The 18,146-nt window shown below is 58.3% G+C and carries 13 protein-coding genes; 5 read left to right on the forward strand and 8 right to left on the reverse strand.

The window, feature by feature from the left end; all coding sequences use genetic code 11:
- The first annotated feature begins 83 nt into the window (after positions 1-83).
- From A3EC_RS11960 to A3EC_RS12560, 3 genes are all read left to right on the forward strand, one after another.
- Positions 84-578, forward strand: coding sequence for a MarR family winged helix-turn-helix transcriptional regulator (locus A3EC_RS11960; RefSeq protein ID WP_018024870.1), 495 nt, complete (start codon positions 84-86; stop codon positions 576-578).
- The gene (locus A3EC_RS0109085; protein ID WP_018024871.1) at positions 575-4,531 is read left to right on the forward strand and encodes a Pls/PosA family non-ribosomal peptide synthetase; all 3,957 of its coding nucleotides are present in this window, start codon (positions 575-577) and stop codon (positions 4,529-4,531) included. The genes A3EC_RS11960 and A3EC_RS0109085 overlap by 4 nt, the downstream gene beginning before the upstream one ends.
- Before the next feature lie 1,507 nt (positions 4,532-6,038).
- Positions 6,039-8,825 carry a DUF5979 domain-containing protein gene (locus A3EC_RS12560; protein ID WP_051061053.1) on the forward strand — a complete coding sequence of 929 codons (2,787 nt, stop codon included), beginning with the start codon at positions 6,039-6,041 and terminating at the stop codon, positions 8,823-8,825.
- 271 nt (positions 8,826-9,096) lie between these two features.
- Here the strand turns inward: A3EC_RS12560 and ppk2 are convergent, their stop codons facing one another.
- The 8 genes from ppk2 to A3EC_RS0109140 form a co-directional block, all read right to left on the reverse strand.
- Positions 9,097-9,996 (reverse strand): polyphosphate kinase 2, encoded by a 900-nt coding sequence (gene ppk2, locus A3EC_RS0109100; protein WP_018024873.1) that lies wholly within the window; start codon positions 9,994-9,996, stop codon positions 9,097-9,099.
- A 408-nt stretch (positions 9,997-10,404) separates the two neighbouring features.
- Entirely contained in the window at positions 10,405-10,590 is a 186-nt protein-coding gene (locus tag A3EC_RS0109110; protein ID WP_018024874.1) for a hypothetical protein, read from the reverse strand.
- Between the two features lie 39 nt (positions 10,591-10,629).
- Positions 10,630-10,800 (reverse strand): PorACj family cell wall channel-forming small protein, encoded by a 171-nt coding sequence (locus A3EC_RS12960; protein WP_018024875.1) that lies wholly within the window; start codon positions 10,798-10,800, stop codon positions 10,630-10,632.
- Between the two features lie 593 nt (positions 10,801-11,393).
- A complete protein-coding gene (locus A3EC_RS0109120) occupies positions 11,394-11,585 on the reverse strand; it encodes a hypothetical protein (protein WP_018024876.1) in 192 nt (63 codons plus the stop codon).
- A 450-nt stretch (positions 11,586-12,035) separates the two neighbouring features.
- Positions 12,036-13,658 carry a chaperonin GroEL gene (gene groL, locus A3EC_RS0109125; protein WP_018024877.1) on the reverse strand — a complete coding sequence of 541 codons (1,623 nt, stop codon included), beginning with the start codon at positions 13,656-13,658 and terminating at the stop codon, positions 12,036-12,038.
- 147 nt (positions 13,659-13,805) lie between these two features.
- Complete coding sequence (locus tag A3EC_RS11970; RefSeq protein WP_018024878.1) at positions 13,806-14,723, reverse strand: hypothetical protein; 918 nt, start codon at positions 14,721-14,723, stop codon at positions 13,806-13,808.
- Between the two features lie 26 nt (positions 14,724-14,749).
- On the reverse strand, positions 14,750-15,472 hold the full coding sequence (locus A3EC_RS0109135) for a hypothetical protein (protein WP_018024879.1): 723 nt from the start codon (positions 15,470-15,472) through the stop codon (positions 14,750-14,752).
- A gap of 61 nt (positions 15,473-15,533) precedes the next feature.
- Complete coding sequence (locus tag A3EC_RS0109140) at positions 15,534-15,977, reverse strand: hypothetical protein (RefSeq protein ID WP_040428439.1); 444 nt, start codon at positions 15,975-15,977, stop codon at positions 15,534-15,536.
- On the opposite strand from A3EC_RS0109140, the gene A3EC_RS0109145 reads away from it, so the two are divergent.
- Both A3EC_RS0109145 and A3EC_RS0109150 read left to right on the forward strand, forming a co-directional pair.
- Positions 15,976-17,415 carry a M20/M25/M40 family metallo-hydrolase gene (locus tag A3EC_RS0109145; protein WP_018024881.1) on the forward strand — a complete coding sequence of 480 codons (1,440 nt, stop codon included), beginning with the start codon at positions 15,976-15,978 and terminating at the stop codon, positions 17,413-17,415. The two genes, A3EC_RS0109140 and A3EC_RS0109145, sit on opposite strands and share 2 nt — an antisense overlap.
- 177 nt (positions 17,416-17,592) lie before the next feature.
- Positions 17,593-18,135, forward strand: coding sequence for a hypothetical protein (locus tag A3EC_RS0109150; RefSeq protein WP_018024882.1), 543 nt, complete (start codon positions 17,593-17,595; stop codon positions 18,133-18,135).
- The last annotated feature ends 11 nt before the right edge of the window (positions 18,136-18,146 follow it).

Genomic DNA, 18,146 nt, shown 5'->3' on the forward strand with positions numbered 1-18,146 from the left:
CCTATACCTGCTGGCACGCCGCCTGACATTGTTGGGCGGCGCCAACTATCACTTTTGCCCACCATTGGGCTAACCTGGGTTTTATGTCCAAAACACTCCCAGGCTCTTTGGCGAGCTCCGCTACTTTCGGCGCGACGCAAACCGCCACAGCATTACGCCGAGCTGCCGAACTGGCATGCTCCGCCCACGAGTTGACGCTGCGTGAATACTGGCTGCTCCTACTGGCCGCCCCAGCTGACAGCTCCGATGCCCTTTCCCAGGGCGAAATCGGCGATCTCCTCGGCATCGACCGCTCCGACATGGTCCGCTTGGTCGATATCATGGAAAACCGCGACCTGATTGCCCGCCAGCGCGATACCGCTGACCGCCGCCGTCAACTGATCACCCCAACTGACACCGGCCTGCAGGTCCGCTCGGCCACGGAAGCTGACGTCACCTCCGCCGAAAATGAGGCGCTGCAAGGTTTGTCGCAGAAGCAGTCGGAGAAGTTCCGCACCTTGGCAGCCAAGGCCATTGCCACCGGCAGCAAATCGAAGGGGTCAAAGAAGAAAAACGGGAAGGGCAAGAATAAGAAGTGAGTAGCAATCCGATTCCACCGCAGTATCTGCGCGGTGACCTTGCCGCCGACCCCCGTACCTTGCTGGACATTTTGCATGAGACGGTGCTGCTGCACCCCGATGCCGCTGCGATTGATGACGGCGACAATGTTCTGACCTACGCGGAGCTGCTCGCGGAGATTGACCACACGGTGGAGTGGCTGCACCAGATGGGCATTGGCCGCGGCGACCGCATTGGTATCCGTATGCCGTCGGGCACCCGCAGCCTGTATGTCGCGATTTTGTCGACCCTCGCTGCCGGCGCGGCCTATGTGCCGGTGGATGCCGATGACCCAGATGAGCGCGCCGACACCGTCTTTTCGGAGGCGAATGTCGCAGCGGTGTTCACCGCGAAGGGTCTGCGCCGCGCCGCGTGGGTGAAGGACCGCGGCCCGATTGCTGCGGATGATCCGCGGGCCGGCGCACCGACGCTTGATGACGATGCCTGGATCATTTTCACATCCGGTTCGACGGGCAAACCGAAGGGTGTGGCGGTCACGCACCGCAGCGCCGCTGCCTGGGTGGATGCTGAGGCGCGCCTGTTTTTGGCACCGCCCGATGGTGACCATGACACCGAGGGCGTCAATGAGCCCCTCGGCACTGATGACCGCGTCCTTGCAGGCCTGTCCGTCGCTTTCGACGCCTCCTGTGAAGAGATGTGGTTGGCCTGGCGCCACGGCTGCTGCCTGGTGCCGGCGCCACGTTCGTTGGTCCGCTCCGGCATGGACCTGGGCCCATGGTTGATTTCTCGCGACATCACGGTGGTGTCGACGGTGCCGACGCTTGCTGGTTTGTGGCCTGCTGAGGCGTTGGACCAGGTGCGGCTGTTGATTCTTGGTGGCGAAGCGCTGCCAACGGAGCTGGCTGCTCGTCTGTCCACTTCCGAGCGGGAAGTGTGGAATACCTATGGCCCTACCGAAGCGACTGTTGTTGCGTGTGCGACGACCGCTGATGGCAAGCGCCCAGTGTCGATTGGGTTGCCGCTGGATGGTTGGGATTTGGCTGTGGTTGATGAGGCCGGTAACCAGGTTGCCTACGGTGAGCAGGGCGAACTGATTATTGGCGGTGTCGGCTTGGCCCGCTATTTGGATCCGGAGAAGGATGCGCAGGCGTATGCCCCTGCCCCGGCGTTGGGTTGGGATCGTGCGTACCGCACCGGTGACCATGTTCGGTTGGAAGAAGATGGCCTGTATTTTGTGGGCCGTGTTGATGACCAGGTGAAGATTGGTGGCCGCCGCATTGAGCTCGGCGAGATTGATGCGGCGCTGGCTGCCCTGCCTGGTGTGTTCCAGGCGTCGGTTGTGGTGCAGACGACGGGCGCGGGCACGGATGTGCTGGTCGGCTACCTTGGCGTGGACGGTGAGGAGCAGGCAGAGAAGTATGATTTGAAGGCCGCGCATGCTCGTTTGACGGAGATGTTGCCGGCGCCGATGGTGCCGCAGCTGTGTGTGTTGCCGGAGTTGCCGATTCGTACTTCCGGCAAGGTGGATAAGAAGGCGTTGCCGTGGCCACTTCCTGCGCAGTCTGCTGGCGCCGCCGCCGATGATTCCTTCACTGCGAATGAGCGGTGGATGGCTGGCCTGTGGGCTGATGTGCTTGGCACGCAGCCTGCCGATGCCGACGCGGATTTCTTCAACTTGGGTGGCACCTCACTGGCTGCGGCAACGTTGATTGCGCAGATCCGTCAGCGGGTGCCGCAGGTTGCGGTCCGCGACTTGTATGACCATCCGCGTCTGGGCCTGCTGGTGGCGCGCTTGGAGGAAAATGGTCTGCCAACTTCTGGCGATTCCGAGGCCGCGGCCCCTACTGCCCCGGTCGAACCCGTTAAGCCGGTCGGCGCGCTGACCCGCATTACCCAAACTGCGGTGCAGTTGGTCTCGTTGACTCTGGTTGCGCTGCGCTGGGTCGTGTTCTTGGCGCTCGGTAACAATATTGCCGCGGCGCTGGGCTACGATTTCGCCCGCCCACTGTCGTGGTGGCTGGTCGGCGCCGGTTTAATTGCCACGCTCACCCCACTGGTGACGTTGCCGGTTTCCGCCGTAGTTGCCCGCTTGTTGACGTTTAGGCTGCAGCCGGGCACCTACCAGCGTGGCGGGGCGACGCATTTGCGGCTGTGGGCTGCAGAACGATTGGTCGCAGCTCTGGGTGGCCGCGATATGGGCGGCGCTACGTGGGTGGCGGCCTATGCCCGCATGCTGGGCAACAAGATTGGCAAGGGCGTCGATTTGCACGCCATTCCGCCGGTCACTGGCCTGCTGACCATTGGTGATCATGCTGCGGTGGAGCCGGATGTGGACTTGTCCGGCTACTGGGTCGAGGGCGATAAGGTGCACATTGGCACTATCACTATTGGCCAGGAGTCCCGCATTGGTACCCGCACGACCTTGATGCCGGGCACTGTGATTGGTGAGAAGGCCCATGTCGAAGCTGGTTCTTGTGTGACTGGCGCGGCGAAGGTGAAGAATGGCTCCCGCTGGTCGGGCTCGCCTGCCCGCAAGGTGGGTAAGCCAAAGTCACAGGTGCCGGAGGGCCACCCATCCCGCCACGTTGGCTGGTTCATGATGTACGGCGTCTCTTCCCTGCTGATGGGTCTGCTGTTTTACGTTGCGCTTGGTGGCGCCGCTGCGGCGACGGTGTGGTTCATTGGCCCGGATGCGTCCCCGATGGTTGCTGCTGGCCGGGCGCTTACCTTCGCCCCTGCTGCTGCGTTGATTGCGTTTGCGCTGTATTTGGCTCTCACTTGGTTGTCGGTGCGACTGCTCGGCTTGGGTTTGCAGCCGGGTATCCATGCGGTCCGTTCCCGTCAGGGTTGGCAGGTGTGGGCTACGGAGCGTCTGATGGATATGGCCCGCACGGAAATGTTCCCGCTGTATGCGTCGGAGCTGACCCCGCTGTGGTTGCGTTCGTTGGGCGCGAAGATTGGTCACAATGTGGAGGCGTCGACTGCGGTGATGGTGCCGCGGTTCGCGGAGGTCCGCGATGGTGCTTTCCTGGCCGATGACACGTTGGTCGGCGGTTATGAGCTTGGTGGCGGCTGGATGGTCACTGGTCCGACCCGCATTGGTCGCCGCAGCTTCCTGGGTAACTCTGGTGTGGCTGGCCCGAACCGTAAGTTGGGTAAGAATTCCCTGGTTGCGGTGCTCTCGTCTACTCCTAAGAAGGCGAAGCGCGGCTCGAACTGGTGGGGTTCCCCGCCGGAGCGTCTGCGCCGTGTTGAGGTGGCAACCGATGGTTCGGATCGCACGTATCAGCCTGGTTTCGGTGTGAAGCTGGCCCGTGGTTTTGTGGAGACGTTGCGTCTGCTGGCGCCGATGGTGTCTGCGCTGATTGCGGTTGCGGTGTTTGCCGGAATGCAGTGGTTGGTGCTGGACTTTGGTTGGTGGGCTGCGTGGGCTGCTGGTGGTGTGCTGTTGATGGCTGGCGGCATTGTTGCTGCGTTGGTGACGGTGCTGGTGAAGTGGGCTTGCGTGGGTCGTCACCGTGCGGGCGATCATCCGCTGTGGTCGTGGTTCGTGTGGCTGGATGAGCTGCAGGACACGTTCGTGGAGACCCTTGCCCGCCCGTGGTTCCTGGAGCCGAACTTGGGCACCGGTGAGCTGAACGTGATGTTGCGGATGCTGGGCGCGAAGGTCGGCCGCGGTGCGTGGCTGGAGTCCTACTGGCTGCCGGAGACGGACCTGTGCCACATTGGTCGCGGCGCGAGCGTCGGCCGTGGTTGTGTGGTGCAGTCGCACCTGTTCCAGGACCGCGTGATGTCCATGGACACTGTGGTATTGGCACCGGGCGCAACCCTTGGGCCACACTCGGTGGCGCTGCCAGCGTCGGAGCTGGGTGAGAACACCTCGGTCGGCCCGGCGTCCCTGGTCATGCGTGGTGACGTTGTTCCTGCCGGCACGCGTTGGCAGGGCAATCCAATTGAGGCAGTGCTTGATTAGCAGGTAGTCGCGTCCCCCGCGATGATTGCTTATTGACGACGAGGGCCGGTGCGGATTTCCGCACCGGCCTTTTGTGTGGCTCAGAAGCTTTGGCGATTCAGAGAGTTTCGCGCTCAAAGTAGCGGCTATGAGACTGTCGGAGATGCTGCTCGCTGCTGCTTGCTACAGCGGCGATTTCAAGGTCATGATCGTGGTTCAAGCGGTCGAGTCGCAATCGTTCTTTGGTAGCGGCTATTAAGGAAGGAAAAGCTTGAACGTGAACTTGTCCTGACGACCGATGGTACTCAATCAGAAATCCGGTCATCATCACCCTCCAGTCCGTCTCGGATCCTTTTGTACTCTTCTCGTAGATTAGCCAATAGGTGCCTGAACCACACAAATATCGTTTGAGATTCTTGTTGCAGGAATATTCTCACCGACTCCGGATAGCCACCACACGGCGTGCCTTATATCCAGAGTGCGACTCTTCCGGATGTGACTACACTCTCATCCGTTTAGCGTTTTGTTTCGTTAGCCAATACTAGGCCAATCCGCACAGAACTTGGACGTTACCTAAACGAACTAATTGGCTTCGGTTAGATACGAACTACTCTCAGCGCCACAACTCAAAAAAGACCGGCCCAGGACCAATCACCGCCCTCAAGCAGCGCCCGTCCTGGGCCGGTCTTCGAATCTGAGCCGACAACTATCAGCCTTAAGCTCTAATCCCCAGCCTGATCGCGTCCACATTGCACGATCTTCGGGTCTGACCGTCCGACAACTTCATGACCCTTGCCGTTGTACTCAAACTGGGACACCACCTAGCTCACGGCGTTAATGCGCGCACATTCCTTGCCGTTGGCCCAAATGGCGACCCTCAACAGACAGAGCCACGAACCTTTTCGGCTTGACAGTCCCAACCTCGGCATCCAAGTCGAAACGCCTGACGACATTCACTGACAAAGCGAACTTGGAACCCAAATGGATACGCAGGACAAACGTGGCACAGCATTCCGCCACCATCCGTTACCCCACGCCCTCGCGAACGCTGGGAGGGGATTCCCCCACACTGAAATACCCCCCCACCTGGTAGCACCTTTGCTTGGCCGAAAGTTAGACATTACTCACAGTTTTTACACACCGTCACCAAATGTCAACACCGCCAAAACCCACCTACCTGCACATATGCAGCATCTTGCACAAAAGCATCATCTCAGTGCATTTTGAGGCTCCCCCCCCTCTTCAATCTACCTGCCGCGGAGACTAAACTACTTACCGCACGGACATAAACAGGCTTTCCCAAAAACGCTATTTACTGACTTTGGTTGGGTTCAGGCCTACCTGTGCGGGGAGCTACAGAAAGGAACTAGCACTTCCTACCCCGGCTTTGCGCTCCAAGACTGAATTTTTCCACCGCGCCTTCTGAGAGTCGGCGCAACTTCAGGAGATAACAACCTTGAAAATATCCCTCCCCCATACTAGGTCGACTTTTCGACTAGCACGGCTGTTTACCGCCATCTTGGCAACGATGTTCATGCTGATTGGACTGTCGACGTTTGCTGCACAGCAGGCTTCAGCCCAGTCCACATGTTCGGGTGGCTCTTGGTCCAACCTCAAATGGCAGGATGGCAGCCCGAGCGTCGAGAACGGTGTCTACACCGGTTCCAACGGGTTTGCCAATGCTCAATTCACCTGGACAGCCGATTCCAACGCAAAAGCTGGTGACACCATTGAGCTGACGCTGCCTCCGCAACTTGAGCCTGCTGACCTTGATCCGGTCCCACTGGAAAACTCCTCTGGAATCGTGGTAGCCAACGGCAAGTGGTCTGGACATACTTTCGTCATTACGCTGACTGAATTCGTTGAAACCAACTTCAATGTTGAAGGCGACGCTTATGTGTCCGTCCAATGGGCAACTACTTCCGAATTCGACGGTGACCTAAATTTCTCAGGATGCGGCACCGGCTCCCTCCCAGGCAAGCTGACTGTCAATGAAAGTGGACTCACTCATGAGGATTCCAAGCGCGGCACTTACCGGCGCTACGATTCCGAAATCGATGCCTACAAGATGGAATGGTCCATTGGTGTAAATCCGCGCGAACATAAAGGTCAGCCAATCGTTGTCAAAGACCAGGCTCCTGAAGGCTGGTCGTTCGTCTGCGACGCCGGTCAGAACGATGGCTACTCTCCAATTTCGGTTTCTTCCTTCATCATGGACGGTCAGGGAAATCCAACCAACGTGCGCCATGTCATTTACGACAGCAACGGCAACCCGGGCGGCGGTCAGACAAATGGCATCACAAACCTTGATGACCCAGATATGCAGACCGGCCACAACTACACGATCCTTTGCTCCCCGGAGCTCATCACGGTCACCTTCCCATATGGACTTTATGTAGAATCCGGCCCAGTCATCAATGCGATTACCACCACGAAAACTAAGCCAGCACCTGGCTCGACGGTAACCAATACTGCGTCCATCGATGGCACCGAGGTATCTGACGGTGTTCTCATTCCAGGGGCCGGTGGCCAAGGCCATGGCCTTAAAGGCGGGTTTACTGTCGAGAAGATTTTGAACGGCGCAACCGCTGAAGAAGCGGGCGAGTTCGAGTTCAACTTTGTCTGTAAGAACCCTCAGGGCGCAGAAGCTAAGTCCGGGACGTTCAAGTTGGCCGCGGGCAGTTTGCACCACGAATCCGAACTGGACAAGGACCTGAGCTGTGAGATCACCGAAACGTCAAAGGACCTCGAAGGCAAAGAGCGCACGACTTCTTGGTCTGTCGCTGCGGCAGGCTCGGACGACGCTACCTCTAGCCATTCGGTAGCTGGTGATTCCGCCACTGTGACCATTGCTTCGCCAGATGTTGAAGCCGCGCATCTGGTCGTCACCAATGCTTACTCCCCTGTGACTCCAGCACCAAAGACCTCTGGCTTTAAGGTTAAGAAAGTTGTGGAAGGCACAGACGCCGAGGATGCTTTCAAGTTCAGTTGGACTTGTTCCGAAGCTGAAGGTGACTCAAAAACTGGCACAGTCGAGTTGAAGCACAATGAGGAAGTCTCCATCAGCGGTATCGCAATTGGTTCTGACTGCTCCGTTACCGAGATTGACCCAGCCGAGGTTGACGGTTTCGACCACGAGCTAGAACTGACTGTCGATGGAAAGCCTGTAACCGACACGGACTCTAAGTTCACGGTGGCAGAAGACCGAGAGGTCGCAGTCTTCGCGAAGAACCTCTACACCAAAATCGAGCAGCCAGATCCAAAGCCGGAAGTTGCTGGTTTCAACGTGAAGAAGGTTGTCGAGGGTACTTCTGTTACTGACGCGTTTGAGTTTGAATGGAAGTGCACCTCTCCTAGTGGGGATGCTGAATCCTCCAGCATTTGGTTGCATGATGGCAACGACACCTCTGTTGATGGTTTCGAGGTCGGGTCTGAGTGTACGGTCTCGGAGATCGCTCCGGCGAAGGTCGACGGATTCGACCACAAGCTGGAACTGACTATCAATGGAAAGGTTGTCGACGGCAGCGTCGCCAAGTTCACGCTTGAAAAGGATAAAGAAATCGGCGTGGTTGCCAAGAACATTTACACCAAAACCACGCCACCAGTTCCTACTCCTGACGTCACTTCGTTTAGCTTGAAGAAGCTCGTTGAAGGCGCCCCTGTTGGTGACGCTTTCGAATTCGAGTGGAAGTGTCAGCAACCGGAAGGCGAAGAGAAGAACGGTGTCGTTCAGCTGAAGGACAAGGAAGTAGCTATCATCGAGGATCTTTTGGTTGGCTCGGAGTGCACCATTTCCGAAAAGACCCCACGTCCAGTTGATGGTTTCAAGCACAAGCTTCAGTGGACAGTTGACAACAATGCAGTTGAGGGGGCCGAAGCAAAGTTCTCGCTGGAGAAGGGCAAGGAAGTCGCTGTAGTTGCTAAGAACATCTACACCGAAACTGACAAGCCTGAGCCGACTCCACCGTCGACCACGACAACCACCACTACGGTAACGTCGACCCCACCGCGACCAAATGTGCCGATCATTCCGATCCCTATCCCGATCCCTTCAAGCCCGTCCGGTAAGACAACTATCCCGGCACCGACTCAGCCTGCACAGCCTGTGCCGTCGACGCCAAGTGCTCCTTCCGAGCAGTCTCAGGACAAACCTCACCAAGAGGGCCAGGCTAGCGACGGAGCCCGTCCGTCTAAGCACCTTCGTGCGAATACGGGCGCCACGGTAATGGAGCTTCTACTACCTCTGCTCGCCTTTGTCGCCTTAGCTGGCGGATTGTTCTTGTTCCTCCGCCGACAGCAGGAGAACGAATCGTAGTTCTCTGCAAGGAGGATTAGCTAGGAAAGCTGAAAATAGCCTCTAGTTTCGCCAATCAGGCGAGGCTAGAGGCCATTTTTCTGTCAATTAAGTACTCGTTGCAATCCACGGCATCAATAGCTACAGATACTGCTGTGTCGGCCAATCCCCCGACTAACACAAATACCGGCACGGATTCTCCCGTACCGGTATTGCCTATTCACGCTGACAATGCGAAGCCCTCGGTCAGCACACTAAGTGCGAATCCCTCACGCTCCGTTCCCCCAACGCTCTAATCCCCAATCTGGTCGCGTCCGCGCTGCACAATCTTCGGGTCTGGCTGTCCGACAACTTCGTGGTCCTTGCCGGTGTATTCGAACTTCGACAGCACGTAGCGCATGGCGTTGATTCGCGCGCGCTTCTTGTCATTCGACTTAATGGTGATCCACGGCGATTCGTCGCTGTCGGTGTAGCGGAACTGTTCTTCCTTGGCGCGGGTGTAGTCATCCCACTTGTCCAGGGACGCCAGATCCATTGGCGACAGCTTCCATTGGCGCACTGGGTCCACCTGACGAATAGCGAAGCGAGTGCGCTGTTCCTTCTGGGTGACGGAGAACCACAGTTTGGTCAGGGAGATGCCGGAGCCAAGCAGCATGTTTTCCAGCATCGGCACTTCGCGCAGGAATTCGGCGTGCTGCGATTCGGTGCAGAAGCCCATGACGCGTTCGACACCGGAGCGGTTGTACCAGGACCGGTCGAAGAACACGATTTCACCGGCAGCCGGGAAGTGTTCAACGTAGCGTTGGAAGTACCAGCTGGTGGATTCGCGTGGCGATGGCTTTTCTAGCGCTACGATGCGAGCACCACGTGGGTTGAGGTGCTCGTTGAAGCGTTTAATGGTGCCGCCTTTACCGGCTGCGTCGCGGCCTTCAAAGATAATGATGTGGCGCTGGCCCGTTTCTTTGGTCCAGTTCTGCCACTTGAGCAGCTCAATCTGCAGGGAGCGCTTGATGTGCTCGTAGTCGTCGCGGGTCATGCGTTCGTCGTATGGGTACGCGTCGCGCCAAGTGTCGACTGGGGTGCCTTCTGGGGTGAGAAGTACGGGGTCGTCTTCGTCGGAATCGTCTACGACGTAGCCTTCGGTTGCCGCGAGGTCAACGAGGTGGAATTCCTGCTCTTTGTTGTCAGCCATACGTCCCATTCTAGTGAAAATGCTGCACTTCTGTCGGTTACGGGGGCGGTTTGCGGCCTCGGTAGCAGTTTCGGTGCTTATTGACGCAAACAGCCCGCCCGCACCTCAGGTGCGAGCGGGCCAGCGGTGCTTATATGCGCTGCCTTAGAGCTCGGAGGAGAACATCAGGTTGTCGAAGATGTCCGCCCAAGTGGCGATGTCTTCGAGCCAAGTGTTGATGATGTCGAACATGAGTTTCTCCCAACGGGTATGTAATCAAACGGACTAGTTGAGAATAATACTCATTACCCGCTCAATTCAATCCCCCAATGCCACTCACGAGGACAACCCCAACGATCACGAAAACCCCGCCCGAAGGCGGGGTTTTGGGTTCAACTATCCACCACTAGAGCGGATGCGAAACTTTCCTTAGGACAGGCGAGAGCTCACCGAGTCGCTCAACAATTCGCCAACGGTCGAGAAGTCGCCGCCGTCGATGAAGTCCCAAGCAACAGACAGAGCGCCGTTGTTACCAATCAGCTTAGCAGCGCCACCGAAAATCTTGCCCCAGTTAGAGAGGTCGTTCAGCCAGACGTTAATCATGTCGAAGTTCATTTTTACTCCTTGAAAAGTGTGAGATGAAGAAGCGGGAGCTTACTTGATGTTCAGGGTTTCCATGACGCGCTCTGCCATGTAGACCAGGCCCTTGCCCAGGTCAGCGGAGCCGCCGAAGAAGTCAGCCAGGGACTTGAAGCCAAAGCCTTCGTCGAGCAGTTCGGATGCAGCGCTGAAGTCGCCGATTACGCCGGAAAGGATGGTGGACATAATGTCTCCTAGGTAGTCAGTACCGAGGAGGTCCTCGGTAACACACTTACAGTTTGAAGCTGATAACAGCCCCGAAATGTCGGGCGCCAGTACCGCAAGGTCTGCGCTCATTGGTCAATATAGCGGGTTATCAGATTTCAGCAACCGCTCCCCCCTGACCTTTCATATCAGATATGTAACGATCTTAGTTCAGCCAATTAGCCACCTGAGCTGCTCTTTTGTAATTGCTTACTCAACCGATCCAGAGTGAAGCTACACACAAACCCGAAAGCAAGTGTGATAGTTATCACATATAAAACGGTAATATAACATTCCTACCGCAGGCTTATCCGACTCTCAGTCACAGGCATTGCGCTGCCCCAAGCCCTCTACACACCAGCGCCTCCATTCAGCATCGCATTCAAGCAGGGCGGAGCCACTCCTGCGCTCCGAGCAAAATGCAACGACCTAAACCAGAACAAGGCGCAACTGCTCTTTACGCTCCGTGCAACATGCCAATCCCAAGCGGCAGATCAAAAACGCGCCCAGAGTAACCTGAGCGCGTTTGGTAACTTCGGAGAGCCCGACAGCTCAATCCGAACTACAAAGAAAGACTAGTTGTTCTCAGAGGAGCCGAAGGAGCTGCCGCCAGCCTCGGTGCCCTTGCTGGAGGAGAACAGGTTCTGCAGGTTCTCGACGTTGCTATCAGGCTTTGCGACGATGCCAGCGAAAGAAATCAGAGCGGTGATGATTGGGACGATCAGGCCAGCAATCTTGATGAAGTCGTTGAAACCAGCGTTGTTCATGGGAGAACTCCTAAAGAAATCTAGAGATTAGTTACGCCTCTGAGGCTAAGCATGTTGCTCAGCACCGCCCCAGCCGGGCTTTCCCATCCTGCGGGCAGGCACATGCAAGATTAAAGCACATTAATTCTTAAGGCTCTAGTTTTATGTCACGAAACCTTCAGCACTGCTGCGCATTTCACGCGCTTTAGTTACATTTTAGAGTCATTCCAGGCCAGTCGGGCTGCATCATTGCGACCATTTAACCTGCAGCTTTACCACACTTCGGCTTGAAAACCAGGCATGCCGTGCACATGTTTGTGAAGCTTCCCACACCCACCACCCCCGCATCAATAAATACCCAAATAGCAGAGCGGCACTAGCGCCCTCAAATCGGGTGCTAGCGCCGCAAAACAGGCTTTAGATAGCCGCTCTTAAGTCAGCCTCTCCTAGCCTCTACAAGCCGTTTCAGACTTAGAACATGCCGCCCATGTCATCGCCACCTGGCATTGCTGGAGCTGCTGGTTCTGGCTTGTCAGCCACCACAGCTTCAGTGGTCAGGAACAGCGCAGCAATGGATGCTGCGTTCTGCAGAGCGGAACGGGTCACCTTCACTGGGTCAGCAATGCCGGCCTCCAGCAGGTTCACGTACTCGCCGGATGCAGCGTTCAGGCCTTCGCCCACAGGCAGGTTGGAGACCTTCTCAGCCACCACGCCAGCTTCAAGGCCAGCGTTCAGCGCAATCTGCTTCAGTGGCGCAGCCAGGGAAGCGCGAACAATCTTCACGCCAGTAGCTTCGTCACCGGACAGACCCAAATCGTCATCAAGCACGTGTGCGGCCTGCAGCAGTGCGGAACCGCCGCCGGACACGATGCCCTCTTCAACGGCGGCCTTTGCGTTGCGGACGGCGTCCTCAATGCGGTGCTTACGTTCCTTCAGCTCAACCTCGGTCGCAGCGCCAGCCTTAATCACAGCAACGCCACCGGCCAGCTTCGCCAGGCGCTCCTGCAGCTTCTCGCGGTCGTAGTCGGTGTCCGCGTTCTCAATTTCCTGACGGATCTGAGCCACACGGCCTTCGATTGCGGACTGCTCACCAGCACCGTCGACGATGGTGGTGTCATCCTTGGTCACGACGACCTTGCGTGCCGAACCCAGCATTGCAATGTCAGCGGTCTCCAGGGACAGGCCGATCTCTTCGTCGATGACCTGGCCACCGGTCAGGATGGCAATGTCCTGCAGCTGGGACTTGCGGCGCTCACCGAAGCCAGGAGCCTTAACGGCCACAGACTTGAAGGTGCCGCGAATCTTGTTCACAACCAGGGTGGACAGGGCTTCGCCCTCGATGTCCTCAGCCAGGATCAGCAGTGGCTTACCGGACTGCATGACCTTCTCCAGGATTGGCAGCAGGTCCTTGACGTTGGAAATCTTGGCAGACACCAGCAGGATGTATGGGTCTTCCAGGACTGCTTCGCCGCGCTCCAGGTCGGTAGCAAAGTAGGCAGAGACAAAGCCCTTGTCAAAACGCATACCTTCGGTGAGCTCCAGCTCCAGGCCAAAGGTGTTGGCCTCTTCGACGGTGATGACGCCTTCCTTGCCCACCTTGTCCATAGCCTTGGCAATCAGTTCACCAATAGCTGGGTCGGCAGCAGAAATGCCCGCGGTTGCGGCAATCTGATCCCGGGTCTCAATTGGCTTGGCGGTCTTCAGCAGCTGCTCGGTCACAGCGGCGACGGACTTTTCAATGCCGCGCTTGATGCCCATTGGGTTGGAGCCAGCAACAACGTTGCGCAGGCCCTCGGAAACCAGAGCCTGAGCCAGCACGGTTGCGGTGGTGGTACCGTCACCTGCGACATCGTCAGTCTTCTTGGCAACTTCCTTGACCAGCTCAGCGCCGATCTTTTCGTATGGATCTTCCAGCTCGATTTCACGAGCAATGGACACACCATCGTTGGTAATGGTTGGTGCGCCCCACTTCTTTTCCAGAACAACGTTACGACCCTTTGGGCCGAGGGTGACCTTAACGGCATCCGCGAGGGTGTTCAGGCCGTTTTCGAGGCCACGACGTGCCTCTTCATCGAAAGCAATGAGCTTGGCCATAAGTTGGATTCCTCCGTGGTAATTCGTCGACACGAAACGTGCTGCGTGCGCCCGCGACGGCACGGCTGGGCGTCGATTTCCAGCCATCACACAACAGCGCTGTGTAGATTTGTTGGCACTTCACCGGAACGAGTGCTAACTCCCGTTTTAGCAGTCGCCCGCCCCGAGTGCAAGATGATGCCACGCCTCCGACGCCGTCAACGACTGCACCAACGCATCCAACATCCCCTGCCCCGCAGCATAAGAACCATCCGCTGGCTGCGCCGCCACCGCAATCCCCACCTGCTTGCCGTTCACATCAGCCACACCCAGCTGCCGCGTCAGATACGCACCCGCCTCATTCGGACCCCAGCCACCCTTCAACCGAGCCCCGTCAATCCGACCAATGCCATACCGCTGTTCGGCCGTCACCTGCGCCATATGCGTCGACACCACACTATCCCGGTCCACGCACTTCAGCTTCGCCGCGAACTTCGCCTGATCCTTCACCGGCCAGTTCGCCTGCCCGAACGCCGAGAACCCCGGCCGCGTCACCTCCGACGGCACATGCGGCGCCGCGGACACCTGCGCAATCTGCTGCTCCACGGCCCCCGCCGCTGCCGCACCGCCACCGAGCGCATTCCACAGCTGATCCGCCGCCGCATTATCCGACGTTTCCAGCGCGCGCTGCACCGCCCCCGCGTCCGCCACGCCCGCGGACACCGCCGCCAACGCCAACGGCACCTTCACAGTCGACCACGCCGGCCCGCTCGAAAGCTCGCCTGCGTCAACGGTCACCCTTCCGTCACTAAGCGAAATGGCGGCCGTGCCCCCAAACTGCGCCGTAGCATCCGCCACCGCCTGGTCCAACACCGCCTGCACCTGCTTTTGGTCGCCGTTACCGTCCGGTTTCCTGGTGGTTTCCGGCTTCGCCGGGGTGCTTGTTGACGGATTGGGCGACGGGGAAACAGTCGTTGTTCGGGTGGCGGTCTGCGCCGTGGAGGACTCACGGTCACCGGAAGTCGCGATGGTGCATGCGGACAGGCTGGCGGCAGTAATAACTGTGGCAACCGCGCTGGCGGCCATCACAAGACTGCGGACTCCGCGCCGCACTAGCGATCGCCCAACGGAACGATGACCTGAACGTTGGCGTTATTGCCACCTTGGCAGGTCACCTCGGTTACTGGTTCACCCTTAGCCGAACACTTCATGTTGTACGTCTTATTCGTCACAGAGCTAAAGGCATCCACTGAGAAGGAATCGCCATCATCTGGTTCCGGCAGGTTCCCCACTTCCTTGGCCACCGACATCGCAAACGGGCAGCTGGTCACATCAGTGACCGCATACACGTCAACTGTACCGACGGAACCACAACTGCGGCCCTGCGGAGACGGCTTATGTTCCTTCCGCTTGGACGTGGTAGACGACGACTCAGATTCCGACGACCCGGAATCGGCAGGGTCTGCACCACCGCCCGATGGGGCGGTTTCGGTGACGGTGACCTCTGCCTGCGCCGACTGTTCCTTGGAATCGTCACCACGCAACACGCCAGTCAGGTACCAAATGGCGGCGCCTGCCACCGCAACGGTCACCAGCAACGCCACGACGATATAACCAAGGTTCGAACCGCCATCATTCCCATCGCCATCCGCACCTTCTGGGCGCTGAAACTGCGGCGGAGGCGGCGGCGACTGCGGCGGCTGATCATACGGAGACGACTGGGACTGGCCTGGGTCATACGGATTACCCCAACCACTACCGCCTTGCTGCGGAGGCTTGTTGTAACTGCCCTGCGGGACAACCCACTCATCCCACTTGTCACGATTGCTAGTCACCGAACGCCACCTATACCTATCTATATAGAGAGCCCCACCTACGGACGCCGACGGAGCTGATTCAGAAAGAGCCGAGGAAGTTACGCACCGGCTTCGTCCACACCATTACCGTCAACAATACTGCTGCACCCAGCAATAGCGCGGCCATGGGCAAGAAGGGCAAACCCATCCACGGGACCAGAGCCAGCACCATCAGCAAGCTAGCGGGCAGCGCCATCATCACCGCCAGCACGCCCGATGCTGCTTTGCCCCAAAACAGCCGCCACGCACAAATGAGCAACAGCACCCCAATAACTGACCAGACGGTGAAAAACACCATGCGGCGACCATCACCCTCTGCCGGAGCCGAGATCCGCGCACCAAAGACCCCAATAAGGCCCGAACCCAACGCCACCACACCCAACAACACCAAGCACAGCACCGCAATGACGGCGTTACGCGGCCGCTCTTGACCATCAATATCCATACTTTCAATCTGCCGGAACGGGCATACACTGGCAAGCATGGTTTCAAGTTCAGATATCCGAACGGCCGTCTACGCTCAGCGGAACGACCTTTTCAACCACCTATCCACCTTCGTCTCCTTCCCATCAGTCCACGGGGACGACATGGTCGCCTGCAAAGGTGCCGCCGACGCAGTACAAGCAGCGTTTGCCGCAGAAGGCGTCGAATTGGAAGCTATCGACACCATTGATGGCTCCATCACCCTGGCCGGATACGTCCCACCTGGCGACGGCAAACCAACGGTGCTGCTCTACTCCCACTACGACGTCCAGCCATCTGGCGATGAATCCGCCTGGACCTCGAACCCGTGGACGCTCACGGAACGTGACGGCCGCTGGTACGCCCGCGGCGCCGCGGACTGCAAAGGCAACATTGTCGTGCACCTAGCAGTGCTGCGGGCTCTGCGTGAGCTCGTGGGTGCGGATGCTGGCGGGTTCGCTGGCACCGGCATTGGTCTGCGCATCATTGTGGAAGGCTCCGAGGAACGCGGCAGCGCGGGCCTGGAAAATCTGATTGCCACCCAACCTGAACGCTTCGCCGCCGACGCCACCCTCATCGTCGACACCGGCAACGTCGCCGTCGGCGAACCAACCCTGAACACTGTGCTGCGCGGCGCCGCGGACGTCATCGTCTCCATCGACACCATGAGCAGCGCCGTCCACTCCGGTGCTTACGGCGGCGCCGCTCCCGACGCACTCGCCGCCCTCATCCGCCTGCTGGATTCGCTGCGCGACGAACACGGCCGGATTGCCATTGACGGACTCGACAGCGACCAGAAGTGGACCGGCCGGGAATACCCGGAAGCCGACTTCCGTGCCGACGCTGGTGTGCTCGACGGTGTCGAAACCTACACCGACGCCGACGTCAATGGTGCTGACGTCAATGGCGCTGACGGCGCTGCTGGCGGCGAACACGCCGTTGCCGACCTGCTGTGGACCCGCCCAGCGGTCACCGTCACCGGCATGGACGTCATCCCACTGGCAAAAGCGATTAACGCTGTCCAAGGCCACGCCGCAGCGCAGATTAACCTGCGAGTGCCACCGGGAATGGACCCGAAGCACGCCCAAGACAAGTTGGTGGCGCACCTGGAAAAGCACGTGCCATGGGGTGCGAAGCTAAGCATTGAACGCGACACCCTGGCCAGCCCGTTTTCCGCCAACACCGACGGTGAGGCGTTTACCCTGCTGCGCGACGCACTGACCGAGGCCTACGGCACCGACACCGTGCTGTCCGGTGAGGGCGGTTCCATTCCGCTGTGCACGGCATTAACGACTGCAAATCCGGAAACGGAGCTGATGCTCTTCGGAATTGAGGAGCCTTTGTGCCAAATTCACGCGATTGACGAATCGGTAAATCCGCAGGAAATCATGGATATCGCAACCGCTGAAGCAATATTCATAATGAAATATTCTAAGAAGGATGTTGCATCCGCTAAGTGAACTGTGTAACTTAGCGCACATGCAAAACATTATTCTTCTCGCGCTCGTAGCGAAGGCTATCAACCCCAACGGAGGCTAGGACTGACCCCTCCGCCTGGGGTTATAGCCGTAACGAACACAGCGCTGAGTCGGTCCAGACCAACAAGAAGAATTAACAAAGTTAGGACCGAAAGAATAATGTTCACCATCACCCGCTCGCACCGCTCCACCACTTACACTTTCTCGAGCACCGCTCCGAGCGAACCACAGTCCCAGGTGCGCGTTTTCGCCGAAGACCCATTCCTGGCTCGTTTCGGTCACCGCCTGCCGCGCGGTTTGCGTCAAGAAGCACGCGGGATGCAATGGCGCCAATTCATGGAGCAATATTCGAATCAGAATGGCCCACTGCGCATCGCTAAGCTGACCTCCACCCCTCAGCGTGGTGGCCGCGTGACCTTCGAAGCCACCATGCAGGTGGAACGCGGCACCAAGCACGAGCACACCATCGAACGCGAAATCACCGCGATGGGCCCAATCTCCGCTGTGACCAACCTGCTGGCTGACGCTGGCCACCGCGTGGAAATCCTGGAATTCCACCAGTTCGAGGTGTTCGAAGCAACCGCTACCTTCGTGTACGCATGCCACAACAACACCAAGGTGTGGACCATGGGCTTCGGCCCAACCCCAGAGTCTTCCATCACTACTGCCATGGCGTGCGCAGCTAACCGTCTGTACCTTTAGTAGTAGTGCCC

It is taken from the genome of Corynebacterium ulceribovis DSM 45146 (assembly GCF_000372445.1).
Lineage (GTDB): Bacteria > Actinomycetota > Actinomycetes > Mycobacteriales > Mycobacteriaceae > Corynebacterium > Corynebacterium ulceribovis.

Coding starts and splice junctions, on each gene's coding strand:
- A3EC_RS11960 (WP_018024870.1), top strand. CDS start 84: ATGTCCAAAACACTCCCAGGCTCTTTGGCGAGCTCCGCTACTTTCGGC.
- A3EC_RS12560 (WP_051061053.1), top strand. CDS start 6,039: ATGTTCATGCTGATTGGACTGTCGACGTTTGCTGCACAGCAGGCTTCA.
- ppk2 (WP_018024873.1), bottom strand. CDS start 9,996: ATGGCTGACAACAAAGAGCAGGAATTCCACCTCGTTGACCTCGCGGCA.
- A3EC_RS0109110 (WP_018024874.1), bottom strand. CDS start 10,590: ATGAACTTCGACATGATTAACGTCTGGCTGAACGACCTCTCTAACTGG.
- A3EC_RS12960 (WP_018024875.1), bottom strand. CDS start 10,800: ATGTCCACCATCCTTTCCGGCGTAATCGGCGACTTCAGCGCTGCATCC.
- A3EC_RS0109120 (WP_018024876.1), bottom strand. CDS start 11,585: ATGAACAACGCTGGTTTCAACGACTTCATCAAGATTGCTGGCCTGATC.
- groL (WP_018024877.1), bottom strand. CDS start 13,658: ATGGCCAAGCTCATTGCTTTCGATGAAGAGGCACGTCGTGGCCTCGAA.
- A3EC_RS11970 (WP_018024878.1), bottom strand. CDS start 14,723: ATGGCCGCCAGCGCGGTTGCCACAGTTATTACTGCCGCCAGCCTGTCC.
- A3EC_RS0109145 (WP_018024881.1), top strand. CDS start 15,976: ATGGTTTCAAGTTCAGATATCCGAACGGCCGTCTACGCTCAGCGGAAC.
- A3EC_RS0109140 (WP_040428439.1), bottom strand. CDS start 15,977: ATGCTTGCCAGTGTATGCCCGTTCCGGCAGATTGAAAGTATGGATATT.
- A3EC_RS0109150 (WP_018024882.1), top strand. CDS start 17,593: ATGTTCACCATCACCCGCTCGCACCGCTCCACCACTTACACTTTCTCG.